Annotated in this window: 15 protein-coding genes; 5 read left to right on the plus strand and 10 right to left on the minus strand. The window is 69.7% G+C overall.

Annotated elements, in window-relative coordinates; translation table 11 throughout:
• The first annotated feature begins 64 nt into the window (after window positions 1-64).
• Window positions 65-1,165, plus strand: coding sequence for an alpha/beta fold hydrolase (locus tag ACQUSM_RS05930; protein WP_435116709.1), 1,101 nt, complete (start codon window positions 65-67; stop codon window positions 1,163-1,165).
• Window positions 1,166-1,769: 604 nt separating this feature from the next.
• On the opposite strand, the gene ACQUSM_RS05935 is transcribed toward ACQUSM_RS05930, so the two are convergent.
• A complete protein-coding gene (locus ACQUSM_RS05935) occupies window positions 1,770-2,144 on the minus strand; it encodes a Zn-ribbon domain-containing OB-fold protein (protein WP_435116711.1) in 375 nt (124 codons plus the stop codon).
• On the minus strand, window positions 2,141-3,319 hold the full coding sequence (locus ACQUSM_RS05940; protein ID WP_435116713.1) for a thiolase C-terminal domain-containing protein: 1,179 nt from the start codon (window positions 3,317-3,319) through the stop codon (window positions 2,141-2,143). The genes ACQUSM_RS05935 and ACQUSM_RS05940 overlap by 4 nt, the downstream gene beginning before the upstream one ends.
• Before the next feature lie 111 nt (window positions 3,320-3,430).
• On the opposite strand from ACQUSM_RS05940, the gene ACQUSM_RS05945 reads away from it, so the two are divergent.
• Window positions 3,431-4,624 (plus strand): pyridoxal-phosphate dependent enzyme, encoded by a 1,194-nt coding sequence (locus ACQUSM_RS05945; protein ID WP_435116715.1) that lies wholly within the window; start codon window positions 3,431-3,433, stop codon window positions 4,622-4,624.
• Window positions 4,625-4,652: 28 nt separating this feature from the next.
• Here the strand turns inward: ACQUSM_RS05945 and ACQUSM_RS05950 are convergent, their stop codons facing one another.
• Window positions 4,653-4,961 (minus strand): hypothetical protein, encoded by a 309-nt coding sequence (locus ACQUSM_RS05950; RefSeq protein ID WP_435116717.1) that lies wholly within the window; start codon window positions 4,959-4,961, stop codon window positions 4,653-4,655.
• A 140-nt stretch (window positions 4,962-5,101) separates the two neighbouring features.
• On the opposite strand from ACQUSM_RS05950, the gene ACQUSM_RS05955 reads away from it, so the two are divergent.
• Window positions 5,102-6,094 carry an NAD-dependent epimerase/dehydratase family protein gene (locus ACQUSM_RS05955; protein ID WP_435116719.1) on the plus strand — a complete coding sequence of 331 codons (993 nt, stop codon included), beginning with the start codon at window positions 5,102-5,104 and terminating at the stop codon, window positions 6,092-6,094.
• A gap of 16 nt (window positions 6,095-6,110) precedes the next feature.
• Here the strand turns inward: ACQUSM_RS05955 and ACQUSM_RS05960 are convergent, their stop codons facing one another.
• Window positions 6,111-6,806 carry an HD domain-containing protein gene (locus tag ACQUSM_RS05960; protein WP_435116721.1) on the minus strand — a complete coding sequence of 232 codons (696 nt, stop codon included), beginning with the start codon at window positions 6,804-6,806 and terminating at the stop codon, window positions 6,111-6,113.
• Between the two features lie 182 nt (window positions 6,807-6,988).
• Here ACQUSM_RS05960 and ACQUSM_RS05965 point away from each other — a divergent pair, with 182 nt between their 5' ends.
• A complete protein-coding gene (locus ACQUSM_RS05965) occupies window positions 6,989-7,735 on the plus strand; it encodes an alanyl-tRNA editing protein (RefSeq protein WP_435116723.1) in 747 nt (248 codons plus the stop codon).
• A gap of 53 nt (window positions 7,736-7,788) precedes the next feature.
• On the opposite strand, the gene ACQUSM_RS05970 is transcribed toward ACQUSM_RS05965, so the two are convergent.
• The 3 genes from ACQUSM_RS05970 to ACQUSM_RS05980 are packed head-to-tail and all read right to left on the minus strand — an operon-like array spanning window position 7,789 to window position 11,287.
• Window positions 7,789-9,150: an NAD-dependent succinate-semialdehyde dehydrogenase gene (locus ACQUSM_RS05970; RefSeq protein WP_435116725.1), complete on the minus strand. Its 1,362-nt coding sequence runs from the start codon at window positions 9,148-9,150 to the stop codon at window positions 7,789-7,791.
• A gap of 19 nt (window positions 9,151-9,169) precedes the next feature.
• The gene (locus tag ACQUSM_RS05975) at window positions 9,170-10,483 is read right to left on the minus strand and encodes a hydroxyacid-oxoacid transhydrogenase (protein WP_435116727.1); all 1,314 of its coding nucleotides are present in this window, start codon (window positions 10,481-10,483) and stop codon (window positions 9,170-9,172) included.
• Window positions 10,484-11,287 carry an N-acyl homoserine lactonase family protein gene (locus tag ACQUSM_RS05980; RefSeq protein WP_435116729.1) on the minus strand — a complete coding sequence of 268 codons (804 nt, stop codon included), beginning with the start codon at window positions 11,285-11,287 and terminating at the stop codon, window positions 10,484-10,486. It abuts the gene before it with no gap.
• 141 nt (window positions 11,288-11,428) lie between these two features.
• Between ACQUSM_RS05980 and ACQUSM_RS05985 the strand changes: the two genes are divergently transcribed.
• On the plus strand, window positions 11,429-11,806 hold the full coding sequence (locus tag ACQUSM_RS05985) for a DoxX family protein (protein WP_379731279.1): 378 nt from the start codon (window positions 11,429-11,431) through the stop codon (window positions 11,804-11,806).
• A gap of 9 nt (window positions 11,807-11,815) precedes the next feature.
• Here ACQUSM_RS05985 and ACQUSM_RS05990 read toward each other — a convergent pair whose 3' ends face one another.
• The 3 genes from ACQUSM_RS05990 to ACQUSM_RS06000 all read right to left on the minus strand — a co-directional run bounded on the left by ACQUSM_RS05990 (window position 11,816) and on the right by ACQUSM_RS06000 (window position 14,732).
• On the minus strand, window positions 11,816-13,375 hold the full coding sequence (locus ACQUSM_RS05990) for a sodium:solute symporter family protein (RefSeq protein ID WP_435116731.1): 1,560 nt from the start codon (window positions 13,373-13,375) through the stop codon (window positions 11,816-11,818).
• The gene (locus ACQUSM_RS05995) at window positions 13,363-13,578 is read right to left on the minus strand and encodes a DUF3311 domain-containing protein (protein ID WP_435116733.1); all 216 of its coding nucleotides are present in this window, start codon (window positions 13,576-13,578) and stop codon (window positions 13,363-13,365) included. The genes ACQUSM_RS05990 and ACQUSM_RS05995 overlap by 13 nt, the downstream gene beginning before the upstream one ends.
• A gap of 164 nt (window positions 13,579-13,742) precedes the next feature.
• Window positions 13,743-14,732, minus strand: a complete 990-nt coding sequence (locus ACQUSM_RS06000) for a ring-cleaving dioxygenase (RefSeq protein ID WP_435116735.1) — start codon at window positions 14,730-14,732, stop codon at window positions 13,743-13,745.
• Window positions 14,733-14,793 lie beyond the last annotated feature (61 nt).

Raw genomic sequence — 14,793 nt, forward strand, 5'->3', positions numbered from 1 at the left:
TGGCGGCGACGAGGTGGCCCGAGAACTGTGGAGTTAAGCCGCCGGGACTCCTAACCGAGACTGAATGAAACTCCGACGCGCCCTCAGCTACGTGACTCTCGGTATCGGCGCCGCCGCCGCCGGGAACGCCCTCCTCCGACGCGACGCCGGCGACCTCCCGCCCGCGCTCGACGGGATGCAGCGCACCTACCGCTGGCGCGGGATGAACGTCGCCTACACCGAGGCCGGCGACCCGGACGACCCCGATCTCGTCCTCCTCCACGGGCTCAACGCCGCCGGCTCCTCGGGCGAGTGGCGCGGCGTGTTCGACGAACTCAGCGAGGAGTACCACGTGATCGCCCCGGACCTTCCGGGGTACGGCCGCTCGGACCGGCCGCCGATCCGTTACTCCGCGACGCTGTACGAGGCGTTCGTCGAGGCGTTCCTCGACGAGTTCGGCGACGCCGGCGGCCCCGCGGTGATCGCGTCCTCGCTCTCGGCGTCCTACGCCGTCGCGGCCGCCCGAACGGTCCCCGTCTCGCGGTTCGTGCTCGTCTGTCCGACCACGACGACCGGTCCCGGCGGCGGGACGTGGGTGCGCGAACTGGTCCGGGCGCCGCTGGTGGGCGAGGCGCTGTTCAACGCCGTGAGCTCCAAGCCCGCGATCGAGTACTTCAACGCCGACCACGGCTACGCCGACCCGGACGGTCCCGAGGAGGAGTGGGCCGAGTACGAGTGGCGGACCGCCCACCAGGAGAACGCTCGATTCGCCCCCGCCGCGTTCCTCGCGGGCGATCTCGACAGCGAACTCGACCTCGGCGGCACGCTCGCGGATCTCGACGTGCCGACGACGATCGTCTGGGGTCGGGAGACGGAGCTCACGCCCGTCTCGCAGGGCGAGGAGCTCGCGCGCGCCGCGGGCGCGGAACTGCTCGTGTTCGACCGCGCGAAGCTCCTGCCCCACGTCGAGCGCGCCGACGCGTTCCTGGAGTACGTGCTGGAGGGAACGCTTCCGGACGACTTCTCGGTGATTCGGGAGTACGATCCGAGCGAGGATGGTGATGAAGAGACGGACGAGGATACCGAGGAGACTGAGGAAACGGACGCGGACGACGACGAGTCGGATGAGGAAACGGAGGAAGACGAAGAGTCGGAGGCCGACGACGACGAGTCGGACGAGGAGTAGCCGCGCCGTCGTTCCCGTTCGTCAACAGTGTGATCTCGCTTTTCGGTCAGTGGTTCGGGGGTTGAGACAGCGACCGCGATAGTGTTTCGTTTGTCGTCAACTGCGACCGTAACAGCATCTCGGTCGCTGACCACTTGTGACCGCAGTGCGCCGGGCACGAGGCCCGGCGCAGCCCGGAGTCCCCACCCCTCCCCCCGCGCTCGCCGACCGTTGGCGAGCGCGCGGCGTCCACCGCGACCGCACCGCGGTCGTTGTCGGCGCGAAGCGCGAGTCCCTCCGTGGACGAGCAGGCGCGAGGGACGAGTGAACGACTGAAGGGAGTGAACGAGTCGGCTGGGGAGGGAGCGAGGCGGGAAAACTCGCCGAAAGCGAGGCAAACCGCCTCGAAGCGAGCGGGGAGCGGAGCGACCCGCGAGCGGTGAGGGCTGTGCGGGGCGGTGCGGTCGCAAGTGGTCTCGCACCGAGATGCTGTTGCTGTCGCGGATGCTGTCTCAGTTGCCAACGATCGAACCGCAGCTACTGTCCCAAACACCAACGATCGAGCCAACGTCGCCCTTCCGACCGACGCGACACACAAACCGAAACATCAACCCCCAAATACCGATCAGGCCGGCCGCAGCACCAGCACGTCCGCGCCGGTCGTCTCGCTCGCGCCCACGTCGACGGTCACCTCGTCACCGATCCCGACGGTTCCCGGCTCGGCGTCGACGACGATCCCCGTCACCCGCGCGGGCCCGAAGTCGACGACCGCGGTGTCGTACGGCGCGTCCGCCTCGAACGCCGGCGCCGGGACGTGGACGGTCGTGATCGTCTCGACCGTCCCCGTCTCGGGCAGCGCCTCCTCGGTGAACTCCGTCGACCCGCAGTCCGGGCAGATCCGCCGCGGCGGCAGCAGCCCGTGGCCGTTCTCGCACGCGAGGTAGTAGCCGTCGTCGGCGACGAACGCGTGCAGCCACTCGTCGAAGCCCGCGTCGCTCATTCCGCCACCTCCAGCACGTGGACGACCGCAGAGGCCACCGTGCCGCCCGCGTTGTGCGTGACGCCCACGTCGGCGTCCGCGACTGCGTCGCTGTTGGGGTGGTCGCCGCGGAGCAGTCTGGTCATCTCCGCGATCTGCGAGCCGCCGGTCGCGCCCACGGGGTGTCCCTTGGCCTTCAGCCCGCCGGAGAGGTTCACGGGGGTCTCGCCGTCCGCACGAGTCTCCCCGCGGCGGGCGGCGCCGAGCCCCTCGCCCGGCTCGTACAGCCCCAGCGACTCGATCGCGAGCACCTCCGCGATCGTGAAGCAGTCGTGGACCTCCGCCACGTCCACGTCGCCGGCGTCGATCCCGGCCTCGCCGTACGCCATCGCCGCCGCGTCGTCGGCCGCGGGCGTGCGGGCGAGGTGGTCGCGGTCCTGCAGCGCCATGCGGTCGGTGCCCTGTCCGGTGCCGACCACGGCCACGTTCGCGTCGAGGTCGTGCTCGGCGGCGTACGCCTCACTCACGAGCAGGATCGCGGAGGCGCCGTCGGTGATCGGACAGCAGTCGAACAGCCCCAGCGGCTCGGCGACCGGCGGGGCGTCCAGCGCCTCCTGCACCGTGAGTTCGCGCTGGTACTGGGCGTACTCGTTGGGGATCGCGTGGTCGTGGTTCTTCGAGGCGACGTTCGCGAGGTCGGTCCGGAGGTCGTCCTCGTCGACGTCGAACGCCTCGCCGTAGGCGGTCGCCATCAGCGCGTACGCCGCGGGGAAGGTGACGCCGGCGCGGACCTCGAACAGCTCGTCGGCGGCGATGGCCAGCGCCTCCGTCGCCTCCGCGGTGTCTTGGTTGGTCATTCGCTCGACGCCGCCGGCGAGCACCACGTCGGCCTCGCCCGAGCGGACGGTCCGGACTGCCTCGCGGACGGCGACGCCTGCGGAGGCACACGCCTCCTCGTACCGTGTCGCCGGGCAGTCGAGGCCGGCAGCCTCCGCCAACAGCGGCGCCATGTGGCCCTGCCCCTCCGAGAGCGAGCCGGCGAAGTTGCCGACGTTCAGCTGTTCCACGTCGTCCAGCGGGACGCCGGCGTCCGCCCGCGCGTTCAGCGCGGCTTCGGCGAACAGGTCGCGGCCGGTCCGGTCGGGGTGCGAGCCGAAATGGGTGAGCCCCACGCCAGCCACGCGCACACCAGTCATACCTCGGGGTTGGAGTGGTTCGGCTAAAGGCCTGCCGGAGTCAGTGAACCGCCGACAGCGAGAGCGGACCGTTCCGGCAGGTCCTTCCCGACGCCGTTCCTTCTTCCGACCATGTTCAGCGACGCGTTCGTCGGACTCGCCTGCACCGACTGCGACGCCAGCCTCGCCGTCGAGGATGCCGACCCCGAAGCGATCGCCGGCGCCGGGCCCTGCCCGGACTGCGGCGCGCCACGGGTCCCGAAGTACGACCTCGACAGCGTCGACCCGGACACGGTCCGGGCTGGCCCGCGAGCGTGGGATCGCGACGCCGTCCTGCCGTTCTCGGCCGCGGACGCGCTCTCGGCCGCGGAGGGCGGCACCCCCAGCGTCGACGCCCCCAGAGTCGCCGACGAGCTCGGCCTCGCGGGCGTCGAGATCAAAGACGAGGCGCGCAACCCCACGGGCTCGGTGCTGGACCGCGGGCTCTCGGCGGCCGTGACCGCCGCCGACGCCGCCGGCGCGGATCTCGTTGCCTGCGCGTCGCCGGGCAACGCCGGCCAGTCGATGGCGGCGTACGCGGGACAGGTCGATCTCCGGTCGTACGCGTTCGTGCCGACGCGCTCGCCGTTCTCGAACAAAGCGATGGTGAACGTCCACGGCGGGGAGATGAAGGTCGTCCCCGGTCGGCTCGGGGACGCGGTCGACGCGCTGGCCGAGGAGCTCCAGTCGGAGTACGTCGATCTGGGCGCGTTCGCGTCGCCGTTCCGCCACGACGGGCTGAAGACGGTCGCCTACGAGCTGCTCGCGGATCGCGGCTGGGAGACGCCGGACGCGGTCGTGCTCCCCGCGGGGACGGGCGAACTGGTCGTGGGCGTCGTCGACGGGTTCCAGGAGTGTCGCGAGCTCGGGCTGATCGACGAGCTCCCGACGGTGTACGCGGTGCAGGCGGCCGGCTGTGCGCCGATCGCGGCCGCGTGGGACGGCGACGAGATCGCGACCGAGCCGTGGGAGACGCCGGACACGATCGTCGGCGAACTCGAGGTCGCGGACCCGCCGGGGGGCGATCTCGCGCTCGCCGCGCTCGAGGAGGTCGGCGGCGACGCGCTAACCGTCGAGGACGCCGACGCGCTGGAGAGCGCGGTCGCGGTGGCGTCGACGGAGACCGTCGAGGTGGGGCTCGCCGGCGGCGTCGCCGCGGCGGGGCTGTGGGCGCTCGCCGAGGACGGGACGCTCGGCGAGGACGACGAGGCGGTCGTCCTGAACACCGAGGCGGCGACGAAGGCGCCGGACGTGCTCCGGAGCCACCTGATGGGACAGGGCGTCTGAGCCGGGCGGGCCGGCAGCCGGACCCCGATCAGGCGTGCAGGCCCCAGTCGGCGTCGGACACCTCGACGCGGGCAGCCTCCTCGTCGTCGACGATCGCCCGGAACGCGAACGTGTGGCCGTCCCTGTCGAGTCGGACGTCGACGCTGGTGGCCTCGACCGTGAACTCCTCCTCGATGCGGTCCGGTCGGTCGTCCTCGCGCTCGGTGTAGACGCCGTAATCGCCGTAGCTGAACTGTCTCGCCGTCTCGACGAACCCGTCCTCGTCGAGGATGTCGACGTCGACGGCGTCGTGGCTGCTGGCCTCCCGAACGACCAGCGTGTACGTGTTCGCCCCCATGTTCCTGTTGTTTGATAGCATGAACCAAGAAAACGGCGGCTGTCGTGCGTTCGGGGCGGTCGGAGGCCGTCGCCGCCGGATCGTGCGAACGACTGGCCGGCTTCCGGGACGCTTTCCTTTCCCCCCACCAACGCCGACCCATGTCCGACACGGCGCTCGTGATCGGCGGCACCCGGTTCGTCGGCCGCCACACCGTCGAGGAGCTGCTCGATCACGGCTACCACGTCACGATCTTCAACCGCGGCAACCACGACAACCCCTTCGCCGACCGCGAAGGCGTCGACCACGTCGAGGGCGACCGCCGGGACGACACCGACCTCAAGGCCGCGAAACTGTCAGTCGAGCCTGACATCGTGATCGACTGCGTGGCCTACTACCCCGCGGACGTGGCGATCGCGACCGACGTGTTCGCGGACGTCGACGGCTACGTCTACATCTCCTCGGGCGATGCCTACGGCGCGGAGGAGATTCCCAAACGCGAGGGGTCGACGCCGATGCGCCCCTGCAGCGAGGAACAGGCCGTCGACGACTCCGGGGAGACCTACGGCAACCGCAAGGCCGAGGGCGACCGCGAGATCGTCGCGGCCGCCGAGGACGGCGTGAACGCGATGTCCGTCCGTCCGTGCATCATCTACGGACCGTACGACTACACCGAGCGGCTGGACTACTGGCTCGATCGCGTCGACAGCCACGACCGCGTGGTCGTCCCGGGCGACGGGCAGAACATCTGGCACCGCGCGTACGTCGAGGACGTGGCCAGCGCACTCCGGATCGTCGCCGAGGACGGCGAGCCCGGGGAGTTCTACAACGTCGGCGACCGTCGGGCGGTCACCCTCGAAGAGATGCTCGAACTGATCGCCGACGCGATGGACACCGAGATCGAGGTCGTCCACGCGGGCGAGCGCGAGCTCGCGGCCGCGGGTCTCGAACCGGCGGATTTCGTGCTCTACCGCGACTACCCGCACCTGCTCGCGACCGAGAAGCTGGCGGATCTGGGCTGGGAGTCGACGCCGCTCTCCGACGCGATGGCGCGAACCGTCGCGGAACACCGGGACTCGGATCGCGACGGGAGCGAGCACGACCCCGGCCGGGAGAACGAGGAGGCGGTGCTGGACGTGCTGGACACGCTCTGAGCCGCCGACCGCCGGCTCAGAACTCCATCTCCCGGCTCTCCGCGCTGATGCCGGCGACCTCCTCCTCCAGCCACTCGCGGAACCACTTCACGCGCTTGAGCCGCTGGTGGCCGATCGACTCGGCGGTGTCGCTCTCGACGCGGTCGCAGTGTTCCTGCCCGCGTTCGAGCACGCGGTCGACCATCTCCGCGGCGTCCATGTGTGTGCGCGCCTCGTACCCCATTCTGAGGAGCATGAGGACGGTGCCGTTGGCGCCGACCTTATCCAACACGTCGCCCTCGATCAGGCACTGCGTCTCCAGCGACACGTCCGAGAGCGGTCCCTGGTAGGAGTGATCCGCGACGACGTTGCACACCTCGTCGATGAAGGAGTCCGGGAAGTCGCCCCGGCTCTGGAGGTACTCGCGAGCGACCTGCGCGCCGGCCTCGGCGTGGCGGTCCTGCTCGGCTTCGAGCTTGGACACGTCGTGGAACACCGCCGCCACGCGGACGACGTGGACGTTCGCCCCCTCGGCCGCCGCGATCTCGCTCGCGATCTCGACGACGTTGCGGATGTGGTTGAAGCGGTACTCCGCGGAGTGCCACGGGTACCAGCGCATCCGACCGCCGTCGTCCTCGCTCTCGACGCTGGCGGCGAGGTAGTCGTGGACGAACTCCTCCATCGCGGCGAACTCCTCGGCGGAGACGGGCGCGTCCCTTATCTCGACGCCCATGCTGGTCCCCCGGGTTCGGTCGTACGACGTTCGTGTTTCATTATCGGAGAGGACGGCCGTTTCGCTCTTAGTCGTTGCGGGACGGGCAAACACGCCGTCTCGAGTTCTCCTCTCGCCCGCTCGCGATTGTCGGACACGCCAGTGTCCGAACCGTTAGGTGGCCCGAGGTGCTGCCCAGCCACATGACCGAGCAACTCTACCTCGAGGACTCCACCGTCGACGAGTTCGAGGCGACCGTCGAACGGACGGTGAGCGACGACCGCGTCGTGCTCGACCGGACCCACTTCTACCCCGAGGGGGGCGGCCAGCCGGCCGACCACGGGACGATCAGCACCGAGGACGGCCGCGAGTGGCAGGTCGTCGACGTGCAGAAACACGACGGGATCCACCACTACCTCGAACCGGGCGACGGCGTCGACGGCGACGAACTCCCCGAGGCCGGCACGACCGTCACGGGAGAACTCGACTGGGAGCGCCGCGACAGCCACATGCGCTACCACACGGCCCAGCACCTGCTGTCGGCGCTGCTGCTCGAGGAGTACGACGCCGAGACGACCGGGAATCAAGTTCGATCCCACAAGGCGACGCTGGACTGCGCCTACGAGCGCTTCCACGACGACGAACTCGAACACGTCGAGGCCCGGATGAACGAACTGGTCGAACAGGCTCGCCCGGTGGAGTGGTACGTGCTGGACCGCGAGACCGCCGAGGCGGAACTGGATCCGGAGCGCACGCGCCTCTCGCTGCTGCCCGACTCGATCACCGAGATCCGGATCGTCGAGATCGGCGGCGTGGACGAAGAGCCGTTCGACCGCACCGCCTGCGCGGGCACCCACGTCTCGAACACCGAGGAGATCGGCGCGGTGACCGTGACGGGTCGAGAGACCAAAGGCAGCGAGGAAGAGCGGATCACGTTCGAACTCGACTGAACCGCCGCCGACCGACGGACTGCCCGGGGGTGTGGGACGCCGGATGGCGGCGACTACTCCACCCAGAGCGTCTTGCGGTTGACGAACTCCTTGATACCGGCCTCCGAGAGCTCGCGGCCGTACCCCGAAATACCGACGCCGCCGAAGGGGACCCGCGGGTCGGACTTCACCAACTGATTCACGTACGTGCAGCCGGCGTCGATCTCCCGGGCGACACGCCGACCGCGCTCGCGGTCCTCGGTCCAGACGCTCGCGCCGAGGCCGAACTCGGTGTCGTTGGCTTTCTCGATCGCCGCCTGTTCGTCCTCGACCTCGAACACCGCGGCGACCGGGGCGAACAGCTCCTCGCTGTCGGCGGGACAGCCCGCGGGCACGTCCGCGAGCACCGTCGGCTCGTAGAACGCCCCCTCGCGGTCCATCGGGCCGCCGCCGGTCAGCACGGTCGCGCCGGCGTCGATCGACTGCTGGACCTGCTCGTGGAGATCGGCCAGCAGGTCCGGGCTGGCCTGCGGTCCGACTTCGGTGTCCTCGTCGGTCGGGTCGCCGACGGTGAGCGACGCCACCTCGTCGACGAGTCGGTCGACGAACGCGTCGTACACGTCGGTGTGGACGACGAACCGCTTGGCGGCGATACAGGACTGGCCGCCGTTGAGGGTGCGCGCCCACGCGCCGGTCTCGGCCGCCTCGTCGAGGTCGGCGTCGTCAAGCACGACGAACGGGTCGCTGCCGCCGAGTTCGAGCACGGTCTTCTTGAGGTTCTCGCCGGCCGTCGACGCGACCGCGCGCCCGGCCGGGCCGCTGCCCGTGAGCGTCGCTGCGCGCACGCGGTCGTCCGCGAGCACGTCGTCCACCTCGTCGGAGCCGATCAGGAGCGTCTGGAACACCCCCTCGGGGTAGCCCGCCTGACGGAACACGTCCTCGATCGCCTCCGCACAGCCCGGGACGTTCGAGGCGTGTTTCAGCAGGCCGACGTTGCCCGCCGTGAGGTACGGCGCGGCGAAGCGGAACACCTGCCAGAACGGGAAGTTCCACGGCATCACCGCCAGTACCGGTCCGAGCGGTTCGTAGACGGTCTCCACGTCCGCCCCCGGCGGACTGGGGTGGCCGTCGGGCTGGAGGTACGCGCCCGCATGCTCGGCGTAGTGGTCACAGACCCACGCGCACTTCTCGACCTCCGAGACCGCCTGCGAGACGGGTTTGCCCATCTCCTCGGTCATCAACTCGGCGTAGTCGCGCTTGTTCGCCCGGAGCACCTCGGCGGCGTCGGCGAGCAGCTGTTCGCGCTCGCGGATCGGTCGCTCGCGCCAGTCCGCGAACGCCTCGTCGGCCCGGGTCAGCGCGTCCTCGACCTCGCTCGCCGAGTCGGGCTCGTACGTCGCGATGCGTTCGCCCGTCGCGGGGTTGATCGCGTCCATGGCTGTGTGTACGGGCTCGTCACTCCTCCCAGTTGTGCAGCGCGTCGCGGAACACGTCCGCCACGTCCTCCTTCGTCACCGGCCGGGGGTTGCACCGCAGCAGCCGTTCCTGCGTGTCGACGGTCTGCTGGGCCAGCCAGTCCACCTCGTCCTCGGTGATCCCCGCGAGCTCGTTCAGCCCGCTGGGGAGGACGTTCAGGTCCCGCTGGAGCTGGATGTACTCCCGTTTGAGCGCGTCGGCGGCCGCGCGGTCGGTCATCCCCGCGGTGTCGACGCCGAAGATCTCCGCGACCTCCGCGAACCGGCCGGGGTCGCTCGCGGCGTTGTAGTCGATCGTGCTCGCGGGGGTGAGCACGGCGATCGTCTCGCCGTGGTACGTGTGGTACTTGTTGCCGACTGGGTACGCCATCGCGTGACAGAGGCTCGCGCCGGCGGTGAGCCCGGAGATGGCGCCGAACAGCGCGCCCAGCAGCATGTCCTCGCGGGCGTCGAGGTCGTCGCCGTTGTGGACCGCGGTGCGGACGCTCCCGGAGAGCAGCCGGATCGCCTTCTCGGAGAACATCTCGGTCAGCGGTGTGCGCCCGGCGTAGACGGGGCGTTTGGCCGGATCCTCCGCGCGCAGCAGCGAGTCGTGCTCGTGGGTGGTGTACCCCTCGATCGCGTGGCCGAGCGCGTCCATCGCCGTCCGGGCGGTGAGCTCCGGCGGGAGCGTCGTCGTCAGCGTGGGGTCGAGCACGGCGGCGTCGGCCCGGACGTGGTTGCTGGAGATCGCCTCCTTGATCTCCTTCTCGGGCACCGAGAGGATCGCGACCGGCGAGATCTCGGCGCCGGTGCCGGCGGTCGTCGGGAGGAGGACGAGCGGCGGCCCGGACTCCGTGAGGCGCTGCCCGTCGCCGGTGGGTTCGGCGATGTAGTCGAGCGGGCTGCCGCCGTTGGCGACGATCGCCCGCGTCGCCTTCGCGGTGTCCATGCAGCTCCCGCCGCCGAGGCCGACGTAGAAGTCGTAGCCGTCGTCGGTGTTGTCTCGGACGAACGCGAGGCAGTCCTCGATCGCCCCGATCGAGGGCTCGCGTTCGCTGTCGGCGTAGAGGTCCACGTCGAGCCCGGCGTCCTCGAGGTGGGCGACGACGCGGTCGGCGTGGCCCGCGTCGGCGATCCCCTCGTCGGTGATCACGAGGCCGCGGGCCGCGCCCTCGACGCCGAGGTCGCGGAGTTGGAACGCGAGCTCGTCGGTGGCGTCCCGGCCGAACCGGATCTCCGGCATGTCGATGTGCCAGACCGTCTCCGGCGAGAGCTCGTGGCTGTCGGCCGAAACGGAGCGCTGGTAGCCCACTCAGGACCACCCCGAACGGATCTCCTCGAACTGGTCGGGGTCGTGGCCGTACACGACCTCGGCGTCGTGGTAGCGTTCCAGTTCCTTCAGCGTCTGGAGGCTCTCGAACCACTCCTGGTTCCCCCAGAGCAGGCCGGCGCCCAGCGGCACCTCGTCCTCGTAGTTCACGTCCTGATAGATCTCGTCGCCCGCGAACACGATCGTCCCGTGGTCGTCGAGGTGGATCATCGTCCCCGTGAGCCCGGGCGTGTGGCCGGGGAGCCGGATGAACTCCACGTCCTCGAAGTGGCTCTCGCGGTCCTGATGGATGACCTGCCAGTTCAGGTCGTGGTCGAAGTCCTCCAGAATGTACGCGCTGCTGCCCTTGTCGGTTTTCTCGGAGTAGTACGCGAACTTGAGCTCCTTCTCGTGGACGTAGATCGGCACGTCCGTCCCGTCGAAGTGGTGGAGCCCGCCGGCGTGGTCCAGATGCAGGTGGGTCTGGAACACGGCGTCGATGTCGTCGAGGCTGTACCCCGCGTCCGCGAGGTCGCTCTCGAGCGTGTGCTCCCGCACGTCGTGGGGGTAGAACGCCTGTTTCAGTCCCTTCGGCCAGTGGCCGTCGAGCGCGTCCTCGTGGTTGCCCGTGTCCCAGAGGATCGTCGCCTCGGGGTGGTCGATCACGAGGTTCCACACCGGGATCTCCTCGTAGTCGGTGTCGGGGTTGGGCTCGTCGTGGCTCCCGAGCGTGTTCCCCTGGATCAAGTAGTTGAGGTCACATTTCAGCCCGCCACGGTGGATCACGTCGATGGTAGCGTTTACCATACGTTCCGGATTTTGTCGTCAAATAAAATGAACGTTCGGATGTGCTTCATTGCTTACCGTTTTCCGCATCCCGCGGCGAGTCCACGCCGGCGCGTCGGCGGGGCAGTCACGCTTTTGACGCTTCCGGCGAAACGTGGCCGTATGACCGACGACGACCGATCGCTCTCGCGGCTGGGTCGTATCGCGCTCGGGCTCGGCCTCGCGCTGCAGGCCAGCGAGGACTTCCGGGATATGGAGGACAGCGTCGAGTACGCCGAGTCGGCGGGCGTGCCGATGCCCGAGACGATGGCGCCGCTGGGCTCCGGGACGATGCTGTTCGGCGGGCTGGGGATCGCGCTCTGGCGGTTCCCGCGGCTCGCGACCGGCGCGGCCGCGACCTTCCTCGCGGTGGTGACGCCGACGATGCACGACTTCTGGACCGAGGAGGACGGCAGCGGCGAGCGCCTCGCCTTCTTCGGGAACCTCGCGATGCTCGGCGGCGTCCTCGTCTTCCTGCGGGAGGCGTGGCGGCGGGACTGACCCCGACGCTCAGTCGTCCGTCGGCCCAGCCAGCACCGAGGGCTGCTCGGCGACCGCGGCGTCGGTGACGAGGGAGACGCCGACGACAAGGGCGAGGCCGACGGCCATTCCGACCACCGACGACGACCAGCCCGCGAACGTCTCGATCACGCCCGGAACGACGACGCCCCAGACGGTCGTCGTCTCGCCGGCCGGCGGCGTGAACGTCGTGACCGCGTAAAACAGCTGGCTGCCGAGGATCCCCGCGAACATCCCCCAGCGCGTCGTTCGCGACCAGTAGAGCGCGACGATCACCGGCGGCGCGAGCTGGGCGAACCCGCCGAACGCGGTGTCGCCGATCACGAACAGCGACGGCGGATTGAACAGGCTCGCGAGGAACGCGAGCGTCGCGAAGACGGCGACGCCGATCCGGGCGATCAGGTCCTCGCGGCGCTCGCTGGCGTCGGCGTTCACGAACGGCCGGTAGAGGTCGCGAGTGAAGTACGACGAGCCCGACAGCAGCATCGAGTCCGAGGAGGACATCATCGCGGCCATCGCGCCCGCGACGACCAGCGCCGCGAACCACGTCGGCGTGTACTCGGCGAGCAGGCCCGGGAGGATGTTGCCGCTCTCGGGCATCGGGACGCCCAGCCCCGCGGCCCACGCGCCGAGCATGAACGCCGGGACGAACAGGAGGAGCACGACGATCGGCCACAGCGTCATCGTCCGCTTCAGCACTCTCTCGGAGTCGGCGACGAAGAACCGTTGGTTCACCTGCGGGAACATCGCGACGCCGAACGCGATCCCGATCGCCTGCGAGAGCATCCACGGTAGCGAGTAGGCGCCGCCGCCGAGCAGCGACGGCGCGGCCGAGCCGTCACCCAGCGAGAGGAACTCGGGGTTCGACGACGCCAGCGCGTCGGTTGCGGCGCCGATCCCGCCGACGCCGGCGAGCACCCAGACGAACGCCGCCCACACCATCGTGAGCATGAACAGCCCCTGCAGCGTGTCCGTCCACGCGACGCCGCGCATCCCCGACAGGACGACGTAGACGATCATGAACGCGGTGATCAGCCCCACGCCGGCCCAGTAGGGAACCGCGCCGTTCGTCAGCGCCGACAGCGCGCCGCCGGCACCGACCTGCTGGAGCATCACGTACGGGAACAGCCAGAACAGCGAGACGGCGGCGACGAGCCCGCGCAGCAGCGGCGAGCCGAACCGGTCGCCCAGCATCTCGCCCAGCGTGACGTAGCCGTGCTCCCGGCCGACGAGCCACTGCTTGTAGCCGACGACGTACCAGAGCACGCCGAAGATCACCCCGTCCATCAGCCCCATCACGAGGATCCACTCCGGCCCGTAGGCGAAGGCGATGTTCGGCCCGGCGAAGAACGTGAACGCCGACAGGAGGGTGGCGAACGTGGTGAACAGCAACACCACCGTCCCGAGCGTCCGGGAGGCGAGGTAGTAGTCCTCGGCGGTGCGGTCGGTGAGGCGGTAGGCTACGAGGCCGACCCCCAGCGCGAGCAGGAGGTAGGCGACGACGATCCCGATCTGGATCGCCACCGCGGACTGGAGGATCACGCCGACCACCTCCCCATCCAGAGCCCCCAGCCGCGCTGGGTGAACACGGCGAAGGCGGCCGACGCGAGCCCCATCCAGCCGATATGCCACCAGAGCCAGACCGGGAGGCCGGCGACGACGGTCGAGTTCCCCCAGAGGAACCACGGGATCGCCAGCGCCATCAGCACGAACAGGATCGCTCCCCACGCGAACGAAGCGGTTCGGTTCGGCATCGTGGAGTCTAATCGCCCTCGTAGAGTGAAAATAGTACCGAAAGAGCAGACAAGAATAGCTATTGAAGAAAAATATTCTTCAAAGGTCGTCGGTCGACAGCCACAGCTAGCCGGAACAGAGTGTCACGAACGTCGACGGGCCCACGAGGCCGGCGGGGACCGCCTCAGTCGTCGGCGTCGACGGGCTCGGGACCGGGAACCGTCACGTCGGGGAGGCCGGCCTCGATCTCCTCGCGGCGACCCTCGAACTTCCCGGGGAGGACGAGTCGGCCGCCGAGATCGTCCAGCGGCTCGTCGCTGTCGTAGCCGGGACCGTTGGTCGCGAGCTCGAACAGCACGCCGGCGTGCTCACGGAAGTACACCGAGCGGAACCAGTGCCGGTCGATCTGTGCGGTGGGGTTGAGCCCGCGCGAGCGGACCGCCTTCCGCATCGCTTCCTGATCCTCGTCGGTCGGCGTCTGGAACGCGACGTGGTGGACGGTTCCGTGGCCGTTGCGGCCGCCCTGAATGGTCGGGAGCACGTCGACGTACTTCCCGACGGGGCCCGCGGCGGCGAAGCGGGTGCGTTCGTCGCCGGGCGTGTCGCCCTCGGCCTGCTCGGTGCCGACGCGGTCGAACCCCATCGTCTCCAGCAGCTCCTCGGTCGGGTCGGGGTCGGCGAGCCACAGCGTTACCGAGTGGAAGCCGCGGATCGCAGCGTCCTCGGGAACGAACTCGGTCCACGCAGTCGTCGGGTCGTCGTCGCCGATCTCGGTCTCGACCAGTTCGACGGGGAGCCCGTCGGGATCGCGGAACGGCAGGACGGTCTCGCCGAAGCGTTCGACGCGATCGTCGTAGTCGACGCCGAACTCGTCGAAGCGCTCCTCCCAGTAGTCGAGGCTCCCCTCGGGGACGCGGAACCCGACCCGGGAGACCTGCCCGGAGCCGATCTTCCCCTGCGGCAGGTCCTCCCACGGGAAGAACGTCATGCTCGTCCCCGGCGTCCCCTCGGCGTCGCCGAAGAAGAAGTGGTACGTGCTCGGGTCGTCCTGATTGATCGACCGCTTCACGAGCCGGAGGCCGAGCGTCTCGGCCCAGAAATCCATGTTTCGCTGGGGGTCGCCGGCGACACAGGTGACGTGGTGGATGCCCGGGGTGGGCGGTGGTGTAGCCATACCTCCACGTAGGCGCCGGAGGGACTTGAGTGCGCGCTGACGCGAGTGTTACCGCGGGGCT

Origin of the sequence: Halolamina sp. C58 (assembly GCF_051195095.1) — an archaeon.
Lineage (GTDB): Archaea > Halobacteriota > Halobacteria > Halobacteriales > Haloferacaceae > Halolamina.